The sequence below is a fragment of the Tolypothrix campylonemoides VB511288_2 genome, from assembly GCF_045999855.1.
GTDB classification, from domain to species: domain Bacteria; phylum Cyanobacteriota; class Cyanobacteriia; order Cyanobacteriales; family Nostocaceae; genus Scytonema; species Scytonema bouteillei_A.
In genome coordinates this window covers 530650-552003 of sequence record NZ_JBFPMW010000001.1, presented here as the reverse complement: position 1 = coordinate 552003, position 21354 = coordinate 530650, and the positions used below count along the sequence as shown (strand labels likewise).

12 protein-coding genes and 2 pseudogenes are annotated in these 21354 nt (G+C 42.1%); 10 read left to right on the top strand and 4 right to left on the bottom strand.

Annotated elements, in window-relative coordinates:
- Positions 1 to 652: 652 nt before the first annotated feature.
- From AB0756_RS02400 to AB0756_RS02385, 4 genes and pseudogenes are all read left to right on the top strand, one after another.
- Positions 653 to 838 (top strand): annotated as a pseudogene (locus AB0756_RS02400) (hypothetical protein); the annotation flags it as partial.
- 328 nt (positions 839 to 1166) lie between these two features.
- Entirely contained in the window at positions 1167 to 1253 is an 87-nt protein-coding gene (locus tag AB0756_RS02395) for a ParA family protein (protein ID WP_237266094.1), read from the top strand.
- Entirely contained in the window at positions 1253 to 1951 is a 699-nt protein-coding gene (locus AB0756_RS02390) for a ParA family protein (RefSeq protein WP_237266019.1), read from the top strand. The genes AB0756_RS02395 and AB0756_RS02390 overlap by 1 nt, the downstream gene beginning before the upstream one ends.
- A 4-nt stretch (positions 1952 to 1955) precedes the next feature.
- Complete coding sequence (locus AB0756_RS02385) at positions 1956 to 2393, top strand: hypothetical protein (protein WP_038082045.1); 438 nt, start codon at positions 1956 to 1958, stop codon at positions 2391 to 2393.
- Positions 2394 to 2555: 162 nt separating this feature from the next.
- Here the strand turns inward: AB0756_RS02385 and AB0756_RS02380 are convergent, their stop codons facing one another.
- Both AB0756_RS02380 and AB0756_RS02375 read right to left on the bottom strand, forming a co-directional pair.
- A complete protein-coding gene (locus AB0756_RS02380; protein ID WP_038082044.1) occupies positions 2556 to 4313 on the bottom strand; it encodes a hypothetical protein in 1758 nt (585 codons plus the stop codon).
- Positions 4310 to 6838 (bottom strand): hypothetical protein, encoded by a 2529-nt coding sequence (locus tag AB0756_RS02375; protein WP_038082043.1) that lies wholly within the window; start codon positions 6836 to 6838, stop codon positions 4310 to 4312. The genes AB0756_RS02380 and AB0756_RS02375 overlap by 4 nt, the downstream gene beginning before the upstream one ends.
- A gap of 584 nt (positions 6839 to 7422) precedes the next feature.
- Between AB0756_RS02375 and AB0756_RS02370 the strand changes: the two genes are divergently transcribed.
- Positions 7423 to 8130, top strand: a complete 708-nt coding sequence (locus AB0756_RS02370; protein WP_237266020.1) for a PD-(D/E)XK nuclease family protein — start codon at positions 7423 to 7425, stop codon at positions 8128 to 8130.
- Between the two features lie 78 nt (positions 8131 to 8208).
- The gene (locus AB0756_RS02365; RefSeq protein ID WP_050046472.1) at positions 8209 to 8550 is read left to right on the top strand and encodes a GIY-YIG nuclease family protein; all 342 of its coding nucleotides are present in this window, start codon (positions 8209 to 8211) and stop codon (positions 8548 to 8550) included.
- 100 nt (positions 8551 to 8650) lie between these two features.
- Here AB0756_RS02365 and AB0756_RS02360 read toward each other — a convergent pair whose 3' ends face one another.
- The gene (locus AB0756_RS02360) at positions 8651 to 12232 is read right to left on the bottom strand and encodes a hypothetical protein (RefSeq protein WP_237266021.1); all 3582 of its coding nucleotides are present in this window, start codon (positions 12230 to 12232) and stop codon (positions 8651 to 8653) included.
- Positions 12233 to 13400: 1168 nt separating this feature from the next.
- Between AB0756_RS02360 and AB0756_RS02355 the strand changes: the two genes are divergently transcribed.
- Positions 13401 to 13928: a hypothetical protein gene (locus tag AB0756_RS02355; RefSeq protein WP_050046468.1), complete on the top strand. Its 528-nt coding sequence runs from the start codon at positions 13401 to 13403 to the stop codon at positions 13926 to 13928.
- 333 nt (positions 13929 to 14261) lie between these two features.
- Here AB0756_RS02355 and AB0756_RS02350 read toward each other — a convergent pair whose 3' ends face one another.
- A complete protein-coding gene (locus tag AB0756_RS02350; protein WP_038082038.1) occupies positions 14262 to 16820 on the bottom strand; it encodes a vWA domain-containing protein in 2559 nt (852 codons plus the stop codon).
- A gap of 429 nt (positions 16821 to 17249) precedes the next feature.
- Between AB0756_RS02350 and AB0756_RS02345 the strand changes: the two are divergent.
- The 3 genes and pseudogenes from AB0756_RS02345 to AB0756_RS02335 form a co-directional block, all read left to right on the top strand.
- Positions 17250 to 17582, top strand: a pseudogene (locus tag AB0756_RS02345) (DUF4140 domain-containing protein); the annotation flags it as partial.
- A 6-nt stretch (positions 17583 to 17588) separates the two neighbouring features.
- Positions 17589 to 19622, top strand: a complete 2034-nt coding sequence (locus AB0756_RS02340; RefSeq protein WP_272900278.1) for a DUF4139 domain-containing protein — start codon at positions 17589 to 17591, stop codon at positions 19620 to 19622.
- 9 nt (positions 19623 to 19631) lie between these two features.
- Entirely contained in the window at positions 19632 to 21287 is a 1656-nt protein-coding gene (locus AB0756_RS02335; RefSeq protein ID WP_237266022.1) for a mucoidy inhibitor MuiA family protein, read from the top strand.
- Positions 21288 to 21354: the final 67 nt, after the last annotated feature.

Below are 21354 nucleotides of genomic sequence, written 5' to 3'. Positions count from 1 at the left end.
TTTAATCACTCAATCGGCATAACAATTCTCTGCTCATTGTTGTATATTGTCACTACTGGTATGTCAAATGAATTCTAAGAGGATTTTTTAAAAGTCCTCTTGTTGGTAGCAAAATATTGACGTTGAGCCGAGATACGGATACTGTTGGCGAAACATTACTTAATATAAAAATGGCAGATTTACCGTGTTGTATAGAAACAATAATGTTCTACCCTGGCATTACCCAGAAGCCTTGATTTTACGTGCGCTGTACAACCTGAATTGACAATAACCCTCTTTTATCACTTTCGGGAGAGAATAATCTAGAATGCTTACAGCGTAGGACTTTTAGCAAAAACCTTGATTTCAGCCATTTTGTTAGTAAATAAACGCTCAAATCCTTGCCCTGTCTAGAGTTAAAATTTGGCTCTTATTTTTCTTTTCCCAGAGTGACAGAAGAGGGATAAAGTTTTATCCTGAACCTGAATTCACACTTTTTTTAGGGGATACCAGTGACAATAAAGTTCTCACCTAGATTTACCTGAATTTCCTTTTAACAAAGGGTTTTACACTCAAAGGCAGCGAAGCAGTGCCTTTTTTCGTAGGGTTTTAGTGTAGGACTTTATTGCCTAGGGTACGAGTTTATTGTTCAGTGTAAGACTTTTTTGTTCTTATACAGAAACGGGATGTTCAGGGAAAGTTTGTGCTCAAGAATGATGATTATCGTGAAGTACGTTCTTTGCGACTGACTGATGATACCTGGAAAGCACTTGGTATTGTGTCTGAATGCTCAGGCTTAACTAGGGCTGACTATTTAGAATACATTGTTAGACATGACGCTTTACCGAGTATTACACGGTAAAGCTCAGAATTTTTAGCTCCCGCTTAACCAAAAACCCAACCTCAACCGGGTATTACACGGAAGAAAGAAGCATCTGATCGGTAGAATTCCTTCACCGCTTACATCAGCACGGTGGGGACGCGGAGCATCTGGATCGACGGGGACAGCGATATCGCGCACAGGCTCGCTCCTTTGAACTGGGGAACCGCATCATCGCACTCCAAACCCAAAAAACCAGGCTCATCACCTAAGATATTGTTACCTTTGATTATCAGAATTGTTATTTTGTGTGAATTCTTGGGAAACCTATAACTGTAGCTTCTAATACGCATTAATCTGTAAAACTATGTCAGCCAAAGTTGTCTGTATTTCTAACCTCAAAGGAGGGGTAGGCAAAACTACGCTTGTTATGGCATTAGCTGAAGTGCATTAATGTCGGAAGATGTTTGGAATGTTCAATTTGAGAGTAGAGGGTTAACTTTACCTTATTTGTTCAAACATCCTGAGTTCTTCTTGAGTGACTACAAAAAAGGTGATTTTGTAGTCAAATCTTCTGTATCTAATGTGAGGAATGGAAACTCTTTTAACTGTTTACATTTCATACCTAGTAGCCCGGTGTTATTTGAAATTCAAGAATATTTATCATCGGACTTTTATCCGCTAACGCAATTAAAACCCGTTCATCTATTACGAGAGCTTCTCAAACCATTATTAGGAAATTATGACTATATTTTGATAGATTGCCCACCCAATCTCAACCTAATTATTAAAAGTGCTTTTTTGGTAAGTGATTTTTGCATAATGCCCTGTGTTCCGAACAAAATGTCAATTCAGGGATTAGATATCGTACTTCGACGGATTGATGCATTTAATAATGAAAATGGTCATAATTTAAAGCCTCTAGGGATTATTGTTTCTCGTTATAACGGGACATTAGCTCAAACAGAATATATGAGATTTATTACAGAAAATCCCTTCTTTCCACAAGTTTTTCATACCAAAATTCCAGAAAAAGCCAAAGTAGCACAGGCTTTGGACTTTGGTGGACAAGTAACATATAAACAAAAATATGCTGAGTCTCATCAAGTTATGACTCAACTAGCAAAGGAATTTATTCAAAAAGTAGGTTAAATAAATGGATTCATCACAAATCACCAGTTTTTTAAGACTTCTTGCAGATGTAATAGAATCAAACCCACAAGTGGCTAAAGCTATAAAAGAGCAAATGGATAAGAACACTAATTTACCTAAAACAGAGGAATTATCTAAAACAACAATTGAACCAAACGATATAGCTGTTAAAAATTTGAATGATGGTCATACATTGAATGGTGAAACCCTCTTAACTAAATCTAGAGAAATTTTAAGAGGACAGGGTAAAGAACAACTCAAAATTTACTTGGTTGAGCAAGGTGAGAATGTAAGAGAAATCTTGAAATTTGGTCAACTCGATCCCAATCGTTCGATTCGTCGTCGGAAAAATTTGAATAGCATTATTGAGCATATTATTAGTCATTTAATAGCTCAAGAGAAAAGCGGAAAAACATTTGCAGGGTCTTTTCCAAGAGTTTAAAAAACTATTGAAAAGTCTATGCCATGGGGGATAGTTCCCCCAGTTTTCCCAGGCTCATCACCTAATATATAGTGTGTTTGAACTCGCACATCTAGCAGCGCTTCGCGATCTGCCGCTATGCTGTAGCGAAGCGATCGCATAACTAACAACTTGGGTTATTATCTAATCTAGATTATTTGATTCATCTTCGGGCTGCTCTTCCCCACCCACCTTTGAGTCACAGATATACTGTTGCCAATATACGGGAATTATTGGGGTTCGGAAATGGCGATTGGCAATGAGTCCTAATACAAACCACCCACGAGTAATGCACGAGAGGTTGTTGAAAGCCTGGTGCTTTTCACAAAGACGAGTGATGTAAGTTTTCAGGTCATCTAAGTTTTCCGACAATCGAAACGGCTCGAAAGTAAACCCGCTTGCATATCCTGCATTAGTGCTGTACAGGTGGTTGTCTGTATCTTCGTCAGGAAACCACACCTGAAAATTAGTGTTGGTAAAAGTTCTCCTCACAGCTTCTTGGAAAGCTGTATAATCATCAGCAAGATTCAACACAGCATACCAACCAGCTAGCATGGGCAGAAGCGTGGAAGCGTGCATCAGCTCTTCTTTCGGTGGAGCTTGACCAACTTCCATTGCAACAAGGTCATTGTAACTGTCCGAAGTGATGGGGAAGTATTTACCGAAATGATAAGCGTTGACTATATGATAGCTAAGTTCTTTAACCCAATTGGCAGCTTCATCTCTGTATCCAGCTGCAGTGAGTGTTAGGAGTCCCAAGGCAATGTCAATCGCATGACCGTCATATCGGGGAGTAAACGCAGGAGGATTGTTCTCAATTAGACCTGCAAGCATCTGTGCGACCGCTTGCATCTGCCCAGAGTACCTCTCACGAAGCTGTTCATCGCGTGTAAATGCGGATAAATTCTCAAAGGCTATGCCCAGTGCGCCAAGAATACCGATGACTTCAAAAGTGCGAAGGGGGTACTCCAGTTCATCTGCACCATAGCCAAACAAACCATCCTTTACAAAGCAGTGTTGCTGAAGCTTGGCAGCATATGCACCAGTAACCTTAAGGTACGTCAAGAAAAGTTGGGTAAATTTCCCGCTCGTTGTCTTACAATCGAAAAGCTCGTTTTGACGCATCCAGTCCCAGGTACGAAGAATGGCGCGTTCGGCACAGAGTAAAGCAGGTCGGAGATTATCAGCTTCTTGACACCAATGGAAAACAATGTTGGTGCTCAGATTGAGCAAGCAAAGTGCTTTCTGGCGCTTGCGCTCAGCGCTTTTATTTTTCTCAGAGGGCAAGTCGCGTTTAAACAGTGTCTCCTCAATGAGCGCATAGAAGAAACGCGGTTCATCCTCGTTTTGGTCAGCTAGTGCGATCGTCTTACGCAGATGCTTTTGAGTGGATTCTGGAAATAAGTACTCATCAAGAAAATACTGTTCGATAAGCAAAGTTAGCCGATCGCCACCCCAAAAGTCAAACTCAATCTCGCCATATTTTGGATCGCTCGTCGTGTACCTATGAACAAAGTTGACCCAGTCCGGTTCAACATCTTGTTTTAATTCACCCCCAGTAGCAAGGATAATTTTCTTTGGTAGTGCCTCGTGTTCTGGTCGGACACGGTTACGCAAGTACGAGTCAAGTATTTCGTTGAGCGACGGACGCACAGCATTTTTCCCTGCATCCCAGTCGGTGCGAGAAATATCCCCCTCTTTCACAGTGAATAAAAATAGTTTCTGCTTATTGTCTTTAGGGTCAACACCAACAGCAGGAATATCAACACCAAATTGGCGCGGACCAACAGCAGGACGACTTAATAAATCAATTCCCATCATCAGAAGAAGGTCGGGGAGTAGCGCATCTATCTCTTTTGACTCTTTGAGCATACTGAGATACTCGCGAATAACCAATTTCATACAGCAGTCTCCCCAGTGATTTCATCTTCTGTTCCGTTTTGCTTATCTTGCAACCCAACATTCTGCCACTGAAGACGTTGATGAAATTGTCCGAGGGGGTCGATAAATTCTCCTTGTGGCAATTCGCACTCGTAGGAAAACGCGGCAAATGGGGACGGGTCTGTAAATTCCCCATCTCGCTCATAGGAAATACCGCGACCGTACTTAATTCTGACCTTTGGTAATATACTCGCAAACACAGAACGTCGTTCTGCTTCTTGCATCATTGCGGTCTGCTGCTTCCACTTAGCTAATCGCAGAAGATACGTTTGCTGTGAAGAAGGTTCGAGTTCCTTCAGACGGGGTAGTTTTTGCCGTTCATTAAAATAAGCATCGGAACGATTTAATGCCTCCTGAATGATATTTAGTTCAGCTTCTGTTATGTCATCTTCTTTTATTCGGCTTTTGAGGTATTCGCCAGCATCACGCGGATGATTGTACAGTACATACTCGCTCTCGAATTCTACAATCAAGCTTGCGATACCAGGCGAATAGGGTTCTCGCTTTATAGCCGACAGTAGAAGTGCAGCAAGAGAAGCAATATCTGTTATGTAACCCGCGAGCCGAGACAGTACATTGATAACTGTTTGCTCGTCAAGGGTATCCAGTACTTCTTTGCTTAGCATTATGACTCGATTTTTCGCTGCTTTCCTGCGGACAACTTCTGTTGTCTCTTCATGGCTCTCACCTACTGGAATTGAATTAAAGAAACGAATCACATCACTTCCAGCAAGGTGCAATCGTTTATCTTTAGATGCGAACCACCGGGTAATTGCTGCATTTAGTGCGTTAAGATTGTTATTATATAGCTCAGCGAACGTACTGTTAAGCATTTCAGAAAATTTTGTCTGTTCTCCATTCCTGCTGTAGTCCCAGCCCAATGCTATGACTTCAACCACTTGTAGGGCAGTATCTGGGTCGTTTTGTGCGTAGTGTTCTATACAGTAATCCAAGTCTCGTAACATCTCTAGGGAGAGAGATTGACCCCGCACCAAACGTAAAATTGCTTCCTTGTACCAGGGACGACTGCTGGCAACGCTTACTTTCTGAAACAATATATTGCCCAACTGCTCCCGGACAGCATAGTTCTGACATGATGCAAATTCAACCAGGACTTCTGCTGCTTTCTCTGATTTGTTAACTAAATTACCATAGGCGCTAAGCAATACGAGGTCGGTCTCCACGTTAAAGGTAGTTTTGAGTTCATTGAGTCTATCCAAAGTAACACGTAGTAACTCACGCTGCTCGCTAGTGTCATACTTAAATTTACCTAGTGCAGCAATACCTATCCGGCGAAGTGTAGGCTGCTGAGAATCTGTCAGAACGAGAGCGCGGCGATGGGCTTCTTTTTGGTCTAACTTAGCCAGTCCAAGAAGTGCATCGACAGCTAGTTCAATAATTCGCGACTCCGGACGTGCTAGAAACTCGTGGTAGAGGAAATCTGCATTATTTTGAGAACGGGCAGCCAGATTTTCGATAATCGAGTATATTTTATATCCAGCACTAGTTTGAAGTATTAGTTCCAGCGCATCAACTAGAGATGCAACCAGAGATTCCGATTTAAGGTCAAGTTCTGAAAGTGCATCACAGAAGATGTCGTAAATCTTCCCTTTTGATCGGTCTCGTTTTTCTCTTGATTTTTCTAGTCTTGCGATTTCGACAACACGACCTACTATATCTTTCTTGTATTCGTAGTTCAGTACAAGCAGTACGCTAGCACCAATTCGACAATCGATATTATTGGTAACACGATAACTGCGCCTATATATTTCATCAAACAAATTGGCAAACTTTTCGAGTTCGTCCCAAGTTGCGATCGCTAAATCTACTGCATGACGAACTAAGTAGTCGTGCCGAACTGCTGGATCGGAAAAGCTTACCTTGCCATCATCGCTTGAGAGAAACCTAAGTTCAAGAGCCTTGCTCAAATCAACTTCATCAATTGGCGCTCTAGGTACAGTCTCCTCAGATTGTTCGTAGATTGCGGCAGCTACCCATTGTAAAGCTGCATGCGCGTCTGCAGAACTTTGTCTGATTTGTTGCCAGTGTGGGGTCAAGTTCATCATTAATATTGGCTTTTGAAGTACTCCCTTAATACTGGTTGCGGGAATATATGGTAGTTCTTCCTTAGAACCAAATAAACTCTGCTGTAGAAGACTATTTACCCATTCTTCTAATGTCGTGTTATTAGCGCGCGCTTGCTCTTGGAGTACTACTGCAACATCACTCCACAGCTTTATTTTGCTTTCCTCTGGTTCATCATCCCATGAGATCGTCAAAGTTCCGCCAAGAGCTTGAACTAATTCTTCTATAGTCTCCAGCTTAGACTTTCTTGGTTCTGAGACAGCTTTGTTGACAGCACTCTGATACTGAGTTACAGGAGGAACCTTACCACCTTCGGCACGTAGCGCACAAATTTCCTTGGCTAGCCTGTATGGGGTCCAGTTCAGCTTCTTTAAGCGCTTCTCCAGAAATTCTTTATCCATCTGCTGTCTCCTAAGAGCTACAGCATTAGGGCGCTGTAGTTTGCGATTATCTCAATTTACTAACTCATTTTACTAGCGTTCTAGTGCTATATCCTGAGTATTTTAGCAGGTATTTTTGTAAAATCTCCTATCTTAACTTATACAGCCCCTCTGAAGGCACTAGCATAATCCCTTAAACTTTTGCGCTATAGAGGTTGAGAGTGTCAGCACTTAAGAATATATACTTGCTAACCGATTTCACTTCTTGGTGCCTACAAACCTAATTAATTAGTTCAACCTGCGATCCTGTATCTGCTTATGTTAGGTAGCAATCGACTAAAATCCTTATGCACGGGGGTTTCCATCTTTTTTACCGTTTTCAAGCATTATGGTGCTGCATAAAGCATTTTAACGCTTGAATTACAAGTGCTGCTGGACTATAAATAAAAAGGCGGTACATGACCGCCCAATTCTTTCATTAAATTCAAAATTTAATTATGCAACAAAAAAGGCTTTGCCCGGAACCCTCCAACGAAGCGGCACTGTACTACCGTGCCGAAGACAAGACACTCCGCCCTGTAGACCCCCTGCAGCAACATCTTCCTGTGCTGCGGGGGTCTACTTATGCAGGTCAATTCTGCTATGTCGCAGATGATGACCTTCCTATTCCTGGTAACACCTACTATAGTGTCGGCGCGATTCAAGGGCAAACCAAAGATCCTAAGTCAGAGGCAGCTCTACAGAAATGGGAGCGTCAGGTAGGTAAACAAGAAGCGGAACGCATTCGCAACGAGGCGGTCGGTGCTGGGAAGGCAGCCCATGCCGTTCTTCACTCCCGCCTAACTGGAGAGGTTTTCAGCCCTGTTAGCAGTCGCTACGAGCCTTACCTTCGCGCCCTTGAGCAAGTGCTTCCCAACTTCGACCAGCCGCTCCTCTCCGAGCAAATGGTTGTTAACTTCAAGTACCGCTACTATGGCGTAATAGACCAACTCTGCCCCTATAAAGGCAAGCTCACTCTGAGTGACCTCAAGACATCTTCTAAGGCAAAGACCTTGATGGACTGGATTCAAGATAAGGTACAGCAGTTAACGGCTTACTACCTGGCGCTGGAATCGCTGTACGACTTGGAGCAGGCAGCCCTTCTTTACCTTATTGGTGACGCTACCCACGACGAATTCATCTTTACCCCAGCACAGATGGAACTTTACAAGCATAACTGGCTCGAACGCCTTGACCTATTCCGTCGGCGGGAGTTGGTTGGCTTTGACTCCTCTCGCCTTGAGGAACCGTGTCTTTTAGTTTCTAAACGCTAATCCACCTTTTAGGCGCGGATGCACTGCTGACAACCAACGGTGCATTTACCTTTCATCTTTTCGTATGGAGTATTATCAATGAGCATAGTTTGGGACGATTACGAATTTGAAGGACCGTGGAGTCTAAATACTTGGAACCCGCCCGATCGCGCAGGTATATATGCCATCATGTGCAAGCCCTATCCTCTAACCCAGCCAGACACGTATCAAATCATTTACTTTGGTGAAACTGAGAACTTTGGCGATCGAGGTTTTCCTAGGAGCCATCATGCCTCTCAATGCTGGATTAAGCAAGCGGGCAATCAATTGAACCTTTATGTAGGCGTGTATCGTATGCCAGGATCTACCAAGGCTCAACGTCTGTTAGTAGAGAGTAAGCTGACACAGAGATACCGTCCAGCTTGCAACCTTGCTGTCTAGAGTGGTTGTATTGCAAAAACAGGAGGGGTAGTCAAGTAGGAACTTACCCCTGCTAATAACTTGGGACGTAAAGTTGAGGAGAACATTATTACTCTACCCCCTACTTGCCGTCAGAAAGCAAATCCCGATATTCCCAGTGACCGCGTTCGCCCAAACGGTGGATAATAGATTCAGCAACCTGTCTTGCTTTGTCATTGTTGCCCTTAATGGCAGTAGTCAGGATAGTTTTAGCATCATTATGCCAGCCATAGATACCCCCCCCTTTCTTGTCTTTCTCGATTATCAGTTTGAGGCACTCAACGGCTGACTCTGGCATCACATCAGCAAGCTTAGCTAGATGTTTCAGTACCAAAAACTCAGGATCTACTTTACCAACTAGCTCAAGAACCTGTTTGAATTGTGCAATAGCCCAAGAATCATCGAATTTCGCGGAGCTGAACCACCAACCAAAAGTAGCAATTTCACTGACATAGGAACTAGGGTCAGCTGAACTACGTACTGAGTCAATACGCTTTTCCCAAAGCAATTGAAGCCGATTAAGGATTTCTGGATCTATCGCGTCTTTTGTGTTGTCGAGGCTTCGCCCTACAAATCTGAGAGCGTAACTACGCAACGCATCAGAAGCTAATTCAAAAAACCGAGCCAGTAATCCTTCTGGCTCATCCAAATTTAGCTTTCCACGCCAATATAGGGTCATCAAGTGCTCAGAAAGACCTTCATCAGGATGTGTCAGTTTTGGTGTTTCAATCAAGGCTGAGGCGATCTGTTCGACTCTATAGCAGTATTCTTCACGCAATACATCGAAAACGTTGTCATACACATTAGAATTCGTAATGTAGCTTTCCCAAGCAGCACGTCGCATATCGCTGAAAATCTCATCTTGTGGGAAAATTTTCCCTATACTCTGAATTGTCCAGTGCGGATCTAGTAAATTTAGCCAAGGTAACCACTCACCATAAACTGTGCGGATTGCAAGGGATGGCTCTTTGTCTGGGTTAAGATGCTCATCAAGTACCAGCGGTACTTCAGGCATATTGTCAAAACCCTGCTCCAGTCGCTCTGCTCCCTCAGATATTTGCTCAAAATGGTGTCGAATCCAGAGGGCATAGCGAACAACTGCACGCAGGGCTTCCCCACGAACTGTATTAATCGCGAGTTCACTGGGATTATTATTAAAGCCATGGTAGCCCATTTCTCTTTCAGGGGTGGGGTCTAGATGTTGAGTTAGAAGACTGAGCGTATTCCAAACCTGCTCGCGTAGATTATACGGAATTCCAATTTTATCAACTGTCAATCCGACTTCAAACAAGTCTGCCACTGTTCGGCAAGGTTCGAGCCAATCCCTATTGGAATTGTTATCAGTTGTCTGAAACTTTTGAACTTGCTCAGACTCCTGGGCTAACCAACTGCAGAGACAAAGAACAGATGCCCAATCAAATTCTTTTACTTCTTTCTGTTGTCCTGACTGATTATTTAAAGCTTGGCGCAGCCCTCTAAGCAGGTTCGTTAGGTATATTGGGTGCAAACCTTGGAACTGAGCGGATGCTTGTGCATAGCGTTGAGGATTTTTTTCAGCAAGCCTTGCCAGAGCAGATCCTAACCCTTGTCGTGATGGTTCTTCAAAGGGATCTGTAGAATTTTGCTCCCATGTTCTGAGAAAGGAAACGAGTTCCTCAATACTCATTGATTCCAATTCTAAATCTGTCTTTGGACTTACAATGCCTAAAATTTTAACTTCACCTACTCCTCCAGAAACAATTTTTGAAAGTTCAACAGCACCAAACTCATTGATTAGCTGGTCATAACGTTGTTGCCACTGTGTTGGAAGGCTGTCTTTTAGTAGTGCAAGCTTGTTCCTTTGCCAATATCTTATCCACTGAGCTTTTTTCTCGCGCTCCTCTAGCCAAGACAAGTCAAGCTCAGGAACTTCAATCCATCTAAAAATCTTCTCTTGCTCCTCCCTAGGAAGTTGAGCAAAATGCTCTTTGAGTAAAAGTGCATATTCATAATCCTCGTAAGAACTGGTATCTATGAAACGCTTACAGTCAACCAGCCTTTCAATAAGTAAATCGGGGTTTGCATTTGGGAACTTACGAATTAGGTAAAGTGCAATGCGATGAAAAATTCGCCAATGCCGTTGTTCCAGAGTAAGGACTATAGCTTCCATTTTCGCAGGCTCGTTCTTGATAATCTGCTCTGCGGCATCTCTGACTGCTTCTACCAGAAGTTCTTTAACCTTATAGGGATGGCGATTTCGAGGGTGATTCTCAATGGCATATCGCCAGTAAAGCGACCTATCCTCCCAGATGGGTGAGTTTTTCTGCAGTTGTTCAATTTCTTCATCGCGGTGGGAGAACTTAATGGCATCAAATAGCAGAAAACCCAACATCTTTAAAACATCTGTTTCATCTTTACCTGCTACTTTCACTAATTCCGGTATGTACTTTTTGAGAATCTCTTGATAGTGCCAGTTATCCAACCGTGTTCGCGGTTCGGGGAGGGGACGATAAACGATGCTGTTGTCTGCTTTCCCATTATTCACATCAGGGTCTGGCATAACAAAGAGTAGCGTTCGAGCTAAGTCTAGTGCCTTTTTGACTCGACCACCCTTGGCAAGATGTACTATGAAAGCACCAATTTTCTCTGCAAGTAAATTTAACGAGTATGATGATTCAACCCAAGTTTTAACTTTACTAACTAGTTGCACCGCTATTTCAGGGGGCATCTGAAGTGCAGCGTCAACAAAGTCTTCATAGACACTGGGATTATTTGTTTCTATTTCTTGTGCAATTTCCAACACAGCATCCGGTTGGTAAGCAGCTATGCGTGCTAGATAGCGAGACTGAGGCCACATTAGGAAGCTAACAGTACCTTGGCTTGCATCTTCAATAACTTGGGGAGGATTCTGGAAAAAACCTTTGTCCTTCAATGGCTTAATCCACTTTGGATTTTGTAGATGGTTGAAAAAGTAACTGAAATGCTGAGGGTGAATCAGCAATGCCATAGCTTGTTCAAACTGTTTAGGATTAGCTTCTTTTAAGATTTCATCGAGTTTATCTACAGTGTCGTAAAACTTTTGAGAAACTGCGGCGAGAAATGACTCGAATACCTCAAACTGCTGGCGGAGTTTCTGCTCATAGGAAGCTAGTTTATCTTTACCACTATCGTGGGTGTTCTCCATAAACCATTCTGTTACTTCCCACCAATGATCGACTATAGGAAGCAATGTATTGCGGATAGGTTTATTTTCAGAAATACATGACTCAAAAAAGCGAATCGCTTTTTCCTTGTTATTTACACTGACTGCTATATGTTTTTTAAGGAGTTCTTGTATATTATTAAAAATTTGAAGCGGAATGGGAATGTCTCCGTCATTTGAAGGTGCTTCATTCAAGCTAAAGCCACTACTTTGCCAAATGGCTAAAAGTTGATCTACTTCATCTTTATAGTTAAGCCTTTCGCCACTCTTTTCATTAGAGATATAATCAGGCAACCGATTACGTATCTCACGAACAGCATGAGACACAAATCGTAATCTCCCACGAACTGGTCTTTCAAAAATTAAGCAAACTGCACCCTCATAAAGTTCTGCCAAAGGGGGAGCCTGTTCATTTAACCAAGCACATATCGACATACGGGTAGATGTCCAGTGTGCTGGTGGTATTGGAGGTAGATCAGACAAGATAGGATCTGGCTGTTTATTAAATTCCATAACTTATGGGAGCAACGCGAAAAAGTGAGACCCGAGCCTCGATGTAACTTTAATAGCTTTTTTAATCGATTTACATTAGTACAAACACTGGATAAACTAGTGATTCTATTCACTTCATTATCAATAAATCACTTTTCTTAAGAAGAAAAATCAACTCTCACAAAATTGTATTGCGCCCATAACTTATTTAGCTTAGCAAAAATAACCGCAATATTTATCTCTAAAGACCGTTCAATCATTTAGTTCTCCAGAACCAAAAATTAACTTCAGGTAGCTTTGATTTCTGCAATAGCTTCTTTATCGCTTTAAACAGTCTTTCGAGAAGCTCTGCTTTCATCTCGCCTCTCAGTATAACATAGTAACTTTTTTATTTTAATACTATTGTACTAAATTAGAGAATGCACAGTAAAGTATAGCGCGATCGCCTACTCCCTAAACCTGATATTAAGTTATGTAAATTGGAACAGTACACTACTCAGTTAGGGATTTCCAAGAAATAAATTATCCAATCTTGTAGTCCGGAGAGCAGCGCCGTGCGGGGGTTTCCCCCCAAACCCACTTCCTGGGGACCCCAAAACCCCCCGTTGAGGCGACTGCGGGGCGTCTTCGCCCGTTCCTTATGCGTCGCGATCGCAACCCCGCACCACAAGAAATTTTGGGAGATTTTTTTATTTGGAAGTCTCTTACACATCTGACCAACCCCAATCCAACGTCAATCCTATTTCTCTTTCATAAAGACGATATCAATCTTCTTACAAGAGCAGCGCTTCCATCTGTGTCAACAAAGATTCTAGTTTCTTCCGTTTGCCAGGATTATCCAACACCTTTGACTTTTTAATTTTTTTGTAGGTATCCTCCATCCGCTTAGTCAGTTCCCCACTTTCAAATGCATTTATACCACTGCGCCAAGTACTTTAAGCCTGCTGCCACTGCGGTTAACTCATCTTGCAGCGTGGGCAGTGTGTTTACTTCTTGCTGACTGCTGACTCAATAGCAATTAGCTTTTGCTGTTGTTGCGGTTGTTCTATTATATCCTAGAGCGCTTTAAAAAAATTCTCAAAAATAAAAGTAGAGAGTGAAATTTAAAATGTATAGTGAATCGCAGCTATTAAATTTACTCTTATCTAAGAAAAAGAATATGCTTGAAAAAGCAATTGGTCGTTGTCTAATTGAAGTTGAACGTTTCTTTGTAACTGATATATCATCATTTTTAAAATATAGCCGATTTACTGAAGAGGAGTTTTTTTCTTATAATTCATGTGCAGTCCAACTCTACTTTCAAGACAACCTAAATCATGCCTTAGCCGTATATGAAGAACAACTTTCTATAGTTGTATTGCCTGAAGTTCTATATGAAAATGAATTTGATAAGGGCTATCGACTTTCACAGATAAACAAATTAGTCTCAAAAGAACTCGCAAACTGTCTTGGAAAAGTCTGTAAGGATGTTCGGATTTGGACTCTTTGGGAAGAGTTTGAGTCTGAAGAAGCTAAAGAAGTTGCTGTTTCATACCTGTTGTCTAATGACTGTGAACTATTTTATTGTATTTACTTACATGATGATTTGAGTAGTGACTATCTATTGCTAGAAAAAGATATCGATAAACAAAAAGTAGCTAGCTGTTTTTCTTTGGCACTTGGAGATTATATTGGCTTTAAACGATAACTTACTTCAATCAAAAGTACCCCTCAAAGTTTTGCTTATCGAAGACACAGAGGAGCCCCAACAAATATTGACGTTGAGCCGAGATAAGTATAAAAACCTGCATTCCGGATCTAGAAACACCTGCTGTTTATAGCTTGTAGCGATGCGATAATTTCTTTAACCGAGCAGTATTGAGTCAGGGGGATCGATAGGTATTTAAAAACACAGCAAATCACTTTTCAAACAACCTCTAAGGCACTGTAAAATACCCGACTTCTCAAAGAAGTCGGGTATCTGAGCAAATTTAGCTTAATCGGTCAAAAGCCCCACGTCCTACCGAAAGTGGCGTCAATCCTATTCCTCTACACCAACAGCAACTTTCTTGGTATAGTACTCGGTCTTGGCGTATACGCTAAGAATGCTTTCACCAACCTCAAAAAATGTTCCTTCTTGCTCATCTTTGGAAAACTGCAAGTTTGGGTATTTGACAGCTAGTTCATCTGCAGTGGATGCTTTGGCTTGCATTTCGTCTGGTAACAGACCTGTAGAACCGATGTAGAATACTAGAGGACAAATTTTGTCGCGATAAATTCTTTCTACATACGCCTCTAATTTTTTATCTGCGGCTGTTAAAGCCGTTACCATTTCTTCTTTGCTAATTGGTTTCCCTTCCCACCGATCTTGCAAGACTCGCACCAGATTATCAGCACCCACTCTTGCAAGGATTGCTGTCACGACACCATTTTTCTCTAATCCTAAGAAATCATCAAAAATGGGTTTCATAAACTCATCCACTTTTGTGATTTTTGTACGGGATGACAGTTGCTTGTGGCTGTAGGCGGTATTTTCCTTGAGAGCAAGTTCAAAGGTAGGTTTTTGGAAAATCTCTCCAGTGTCTTTGTCATAAACCTGATACATCCTGTCAAGGAACTTGTTTGCAGAATGCAGTTTGCTGAGGTTGAGAATTTCTTGGCTTCCAATATCGATTTTATAACTGACTCTAGAATCAATAGTGCCAGTTGCTAGGGCTGTATTGATATCTGTGTATTCGTTGGTGGTTGGAAAGTTAATGTAAAGGCTTTTTGAAAGATAGTGCTTTTTCAATTCTTCCAACTGTTCTGGTAAAAAGATATCTGACTCCTCTTTTAGATGAGCAGAAATGATACTGGAAAGAACTTTGATTTCAGCTAACTGGTTGAATAAACCATCGATACTGCTGTAATATCCCTCAAAAGGTACTAAAGGTAAATTATCTAGGTTAATAGTATACTCATCGTGAAAGTCAAATTCTTTGGCAGGAGAATTACCTTTTTCCAACACGCCTTGTTCTTTCAAAGCTTCAAAAGCTTTCTTGCTGCTGATTTTTACTTGCAGTGATTTCACGTTGAGGTCGCCATCACTAACGATGGTGTAATTATTAAAGGTAGCTAGGTCATTCACTAACAATCCTGCAACTTCAATGATTGGGGTTTTGTCTTCTGCTTTCACCAGCCTAACTTTACGAGTGACAAGCATATTGACTGTGGCGGTGTTGTGGTTAATCTCAAACGACCCCATACCAATATAGTCAGTTTTATCTATATATTCAGTTGTTAACCAAGGCTTGACAAGATTGCCATTTTCATCTCTGGAACCTTTAACTCTTTTGATTCCTTTTCTTTGATAATTTTCCTGCAAGTGCTTGAAGTTAATAATGATGCTACTACGATGTTCTTCTAAAATTTTAATGAGTTCTAACAAGGATGTTTTCTCATTCACTTTCACTTTATCTAAGATTTCATGCTCGCTCAAGACCTTAGGATAGAACAGTGCAATGTCAATATCTTGTGCAAAATCTGCAACTTGCTCGTTTGTTAGGGCTTTAGCATGTCTTTCAGTTAAAGTCGCATCAAAGGTACTTGCGATCGCATACTTAGCAGTATTTAAGTTTCCTTCCGCCAAATTTGCTTTTGCAAAAGCGTACACTGACTCATCATTTTGAGCCACGGGTACATCTAATTGCTCGTAAGCCTCTTTGGAAATTTGCTTGTATTTATAAATTTTTGCCTCATCATCTGCTTTTAAGCCACAAATTTTTAAAGTCCCTGTTGTCCCGTTAATTTTCTTAGCACTTTGAGAGAAAAGAATTTGATAGCTGTAATCAGCAGCTAAAGGTTCTTCTATCGCTGGTGCTACCGAACTACCTAGTAATTTAGAAGTGCTGTAAATAGCGTTGTAAACTTCTTTGACATCACCTGCTTTAATACATACACCAGAGACAAGATTGGCAATCTTGGAAAGAAGTTTAAAGTCAGATGAATGGGAATAAGCAATGGTATTCACAAAAACATCTTTGCCTTTTAGTTCTTGGCAAATTGTCTCTAGAGCTTTTGCTTCCGCGCTGGGGCTAGTGTCGTTCGCATAACCATCGCTGTGGAGAGTGATAGCAGTTAATTCTCCCTCTTGTATCATTGATTTTGCCATCTCCATAGATTGAGAGATGCACGTTGCGTAAGTTGCGCGAATTTGGCGAATGGCTTCTAGGTAGGGAGAATTTTGTTTCATCACTTCTTGAATGGGAATTCGTTGGAAGTGACAGGTGACATCGCCTTTAGAAGAGTAAGAGATTAAGGTGATAACTAACTGGAAATTGATGTATTCATCAAGAGTCAGAAGTTTAATCAAAGTGTCTTTTAATGCTTGAATGTCACCGTACATCGAACCAGAGCGATCGATGATAATGATGCTATGGGCTACGGATTTTTCCGGAATATCGCCTGGTTTTCTTTCTAAGTAAAGTTTATCCACTAGATAATAAGCTTTTTCTTTACCCGCAAAATTGTACAGAGTAAATTTTGTTCTGGTGTTTTCAGTGGATGTACTGTTATTTTGAGTGGGTTTTGCACTGTTGTTTTTTGATGATTTCTTTGCCATATTTATTCTTTCCCCGATAATGGTAAGCTAAAGTAACAATTCGGAAGTTTCAGGTATAAAGTAAAGACATAGAGAGTGTCTTTTTTATCCTTCACACTTTATCCTTCATCTTTTCCTGCGGTCACCCTGGATAATACGAGTTTCTTGAAAAGCTCGTAATTTAAGGGTAAACACGTAGTTTTTTTGTGCAAAAAGCTATGCTAGTTTAATTGGCATGGTAAATGCAGATATTTGTAGAGCGAAACGAACAAAGAGAAGAACTTTGGTAATCTTCTGCGGAGAGAAGGGTTGGGGATGAGGGCTATCCTGTATTTATATAGTACAATTGTACTAAAATAATGTCAAGTCAAGAAATTCTTCTTTGAAAAACTGAGTGGCTTTTTCGCATGTTATAACCGAGAGAATCACGACTCAGCCATTGTTTTGATCATGACAATAGTGCAACTAACATCCAGAATTGAAAGTGTGAAGGTCTACTCTGCTGGAGCGACAGTTACCCGGATTGCTGAGTTCCCTCTGATACCAGAAAAATTACCAGAACAGGTAGAAATTGCTGAACTCCCTCTCAGTCTTGAGGATAGCAGTGTTAGAGTAAAAGTGGAAGTCGAACGGGGCGCAGCGCCTCTTGCTAACGATGTTCGTATTGGTCTAGCCGTTCCTCCACCTCGAGAAATACCAAATCCGCCTCTTGATGAGGAAATACGTGCTGCGACTGCTTGCGTCCAACAGCTAGAGAACCTCATCACTCTTATTGAGAATGAAATTGAGGTGTTAGATAAGTTACACGTACCCAACCGTCCCAAAGAAGAACCGGGTAAAGCTCCTCCTCCTTCTCCAACAAGCGCACGCCTTGCACTGGCAAATTTTAGTGACGAGCAAATTCGCCTCCGCCTTCAAGAAGCGCGAGAAAATAAGGAAAAACTGAGGTTAGCTCGAGAAAACTTGGCAGACTTGAAACAAAAGCAGCATTTGGCTTCAAGTGCAAAGGATGCTCGACCAAACGAGCTTCGCAAAACAGCTATAGTTAGCTTGAGTTATGAAGGGGAAGCTCTTGAGACTGAGGTCGGACAGTTAATCGTAGAATATTTTGTTCCTGGCGCACGTTGGACACCAACTTATGTGTGTCGGTTAAATAGTGCTGAATCTAGTGCGTCTATTGCAGTGCGATCGCTCTTATGTCAGCGCACGGGTGAAGATTGGTCTGGAGTGCGCTTGGAGCTTTCTACTGCAGAACCATTGGCTTGGTGTGCGCTACCAGAGTTACCATCCTTACGACTTGGCAAAGCTCAACCCGTGAGTAAAAAATCGGGGTGGCGCAGACCTCCAATTGGTGTTGAAGCCCTTTTTGAGGATTACGACCGACAACAGGAGGCTGCACTACTTGCCAGCATACCTGAAAGTGCGATTCCAGATGATTTCTCATCAGTGTATGTTCCACCTCTGACACACGTTCATCCTTTAAAGCCACAGTTAGAAACTCTTGAAGAAGAATTTGAGCGGGGCTTTTCTGCACCCGGTGCTGTATATGGTGCTGCGTATGGTGCTGCATATGATGAAGACCAAGCGCCTCAAGATCGCACCAGCTCGATTCCTATTGAAGAATTGCAACTCAGTACAGCAGCATTAAAAGCTCTCAAACGCGCTCAAATTAACACTGTTGCGGATGTATTGAACTTAACACAAGAAGATTTACAACAAATCCAATATTTGAGCCAAAAGTCTGCTCGAGAGTTGATTAACGCCTTACAACAGCGTTTGGGTATTACTCTCCCGTCAGAAAAGAATGAAGACATTGCAGTTCTCAAGAGTTTGGAGAGGCGAGGTACACCAGCACCATCACCAGCACCAGAATTTTTAACTCGCAGCAGGGGACTGAGCCGACCCCCTCTCAGTAAAAGCGATCGCCAAGGGTTCGATTTACTCCTAGCATATAATATGATGCGATTGGGCGGAGCTAATAACCATGCAAAGCGCGGCAAATTATCTATTGAGCAACAAGAGGAAGTTTATTTAGAAAGCCTCAAACGCCACCAAGTTGTAGTGAATTTTAATGTCTTGGAAATCGTACAACAAGCCGTCAATGATGCCCAAAGTTGTCTTGGGACAACACTTCCCCCTGGTGGGATTAACGTGCGAACCGTAGCTGGGTCTTTTGATTATGCCTACCGTGCAGACGGACGAGTAGATGTTCCTTCTGATGGGCAATTTCATTCTGTGGCATTGACCTGTAAAACAACGGATGTAGACTTGCGGTATATAGTCGTTCCCCGTGAAGATACCAATGTCTTCCGAATTGCCCAACTTCGCAATCCCTTGCTAGCACCGCTACTTGCCGGTTCTGCGGATGTTTACGTAGATGGTGAGTATATTTTATCTACTAATATTGCTACAGTGCCCCCTCAAGGACACATGGAACTGGGGCTTGGGGTTGAACAAAGCATTAAGGTTGCTCGGAATACGTCTTATCAGGAAGTGCGATCGGGTGAAACGATAGTTGCTTTCAACGAACTGCGCCATCTTATTAAAATTGATATTAACAACTTGATGTCGAGGAACGTAAAAATAGAAGTGCGGGAACGCCTTCCCATCCCGGCGGAAGGTGCTAAAGTTGATGTCCAAATCGAACGGGTTACACCTGTTTGGGAGAAGTACAAACAGCAAGAACGTTCTGCACCCATAGTTGGGGGTTACCGTTGGTTGGCGGAAGTTCCAGCAAAAGAAAAAGAAAGTTTATCCGTTGAGTATACTATCAAGACTTTTGTTGATAGCGAACTTATTGGTGGAAATCGGCGAGAAGGGTAAGAGGGATTTTTGACAAACCGCATCAGGCGCAAAGAACACACAGGAGAGGAACACACAGAGATCATGCAAGCGAGTGAAAAATTAAAGCACAGAATTCAGCCATTAACGATAGATGCTCCCGTCTCTTTAGTGACTTTACTAGAAGACCGAGCACAGGTAAGACGAATTGGTAAAGTTAATTTAAATCAGGGATTGTGGCGCGTTAAAGTAGAGCAAGTAGCTCCCGTACTTTCAGATAAATCGCTCCGTGCTGAGTATTGCAGTGAGCAGCGAGAATCGCGGATCGACGATGTACGCGTCCGCCGTCAAATGCTTGTTAAAGAAGCAGAACGACCCGAAGAATTCCAAGCTTTGTATGCAGAATTTAGAGCGCTTTTGCAATCTTTTAACAATACTTCTGAAGACCGCCAACACTTGGAATCTTGTTTTGAAAGGGTAAATACTATTCTGACGAAAAGTTTGCAGGAATTACCTGTAGATGCGATCTGGGGACAAATCGATCCCAAATCTTGGCGCGAACAGCTATCCATCCTATTTAAACAGTTACGGGATCTGCGTGGGGACATTTTGACTAGCTACCATACTCAGGAACATTTGAGCCAGCAGATTGATGATTTAATTGCCAGAGTAGACGCTTTGTCTCGTCCCGATCGGATCTATTCTGCTTACATAGAAGCAGATTTAACGATCGCTCGCTCGGGTGAATATGAAATTGCTTTTGACTATGTAGTCCCTAATGCCATGTGGCGTCCCTGGCACCAAGCACATTTATTATTAGAAGAACAATCGAGTGTTTCTTTTCGGATGGATGGTTGTGTTTGGCAACGCACGGGTGAAGATTGGAACAATGTCGATCTAGTATTTTCCACAGCACGAGCATCTTTAGGAACTGAGCCGCCTCTACTGAGTGATGACCAGTTAAAAGTGCAGGAAAAATCCCAGCAAATTGTGATTGAAGCCAGAAATCAAAAGATTCAGACAACAGGTTTGGGAACAGGAGCAACCCCGCCTTCTCCAGCTACGCCTGCGACTGTTGAGATACCCGGTGTTGATGATGGCGGAGAAGTTCGCAATCTCCGCTCTCGCAAAAAGGCGACAATTCCCTCTGATGGTCGCCCCTATCGCGTACCAATTTTTTCTTTCTCCTCAGATGCGTTGGTAGAGTATATCTTGATGCCAGAAGTTGCCTGTCAAGTTGTTTTAAAGAGCGAACAGACAAACACAGCAAAATTCCCCATTCTTGCGGGACCTGTGGATTTAGTTCGTTCTACAGAGTTTGTGGGTAAGACATCCATAGGATTTATTGCTCCTGGTGAAAAGTTTGCTATGGGATGGGGTCCTGATGGAGCTATGCGGGTACAGCGTACAATCAAGGAGAAAAAAGAACAAGACCATCTCACTAAATGGAATCAGCTGACGGAAACTAGGACATTATTTCTTTCCAATATAGGAGCAGAGACCAAGGTCATAAAAACGATTGAACGCATTCCCGTCTCGGAATTAGAGCAAGTGAAGGTAGAGGTTATTGCAAACAAAACCACAAACGGTGTGCAACCTGATGACAACGGTTTTTGTACTTGGAACTTTACTCTTGAACCTTATTCCCAAATGTCAGCAACTCTTGTTCATAGGATATCAGCTGCTCCGGAAGTGCAAGGATTGTAGGCAATATTCCTCGATCGACCCTGTTTTGTCATTCTAGAGAGAGAATAATTGAAGCGAATTCTATTCG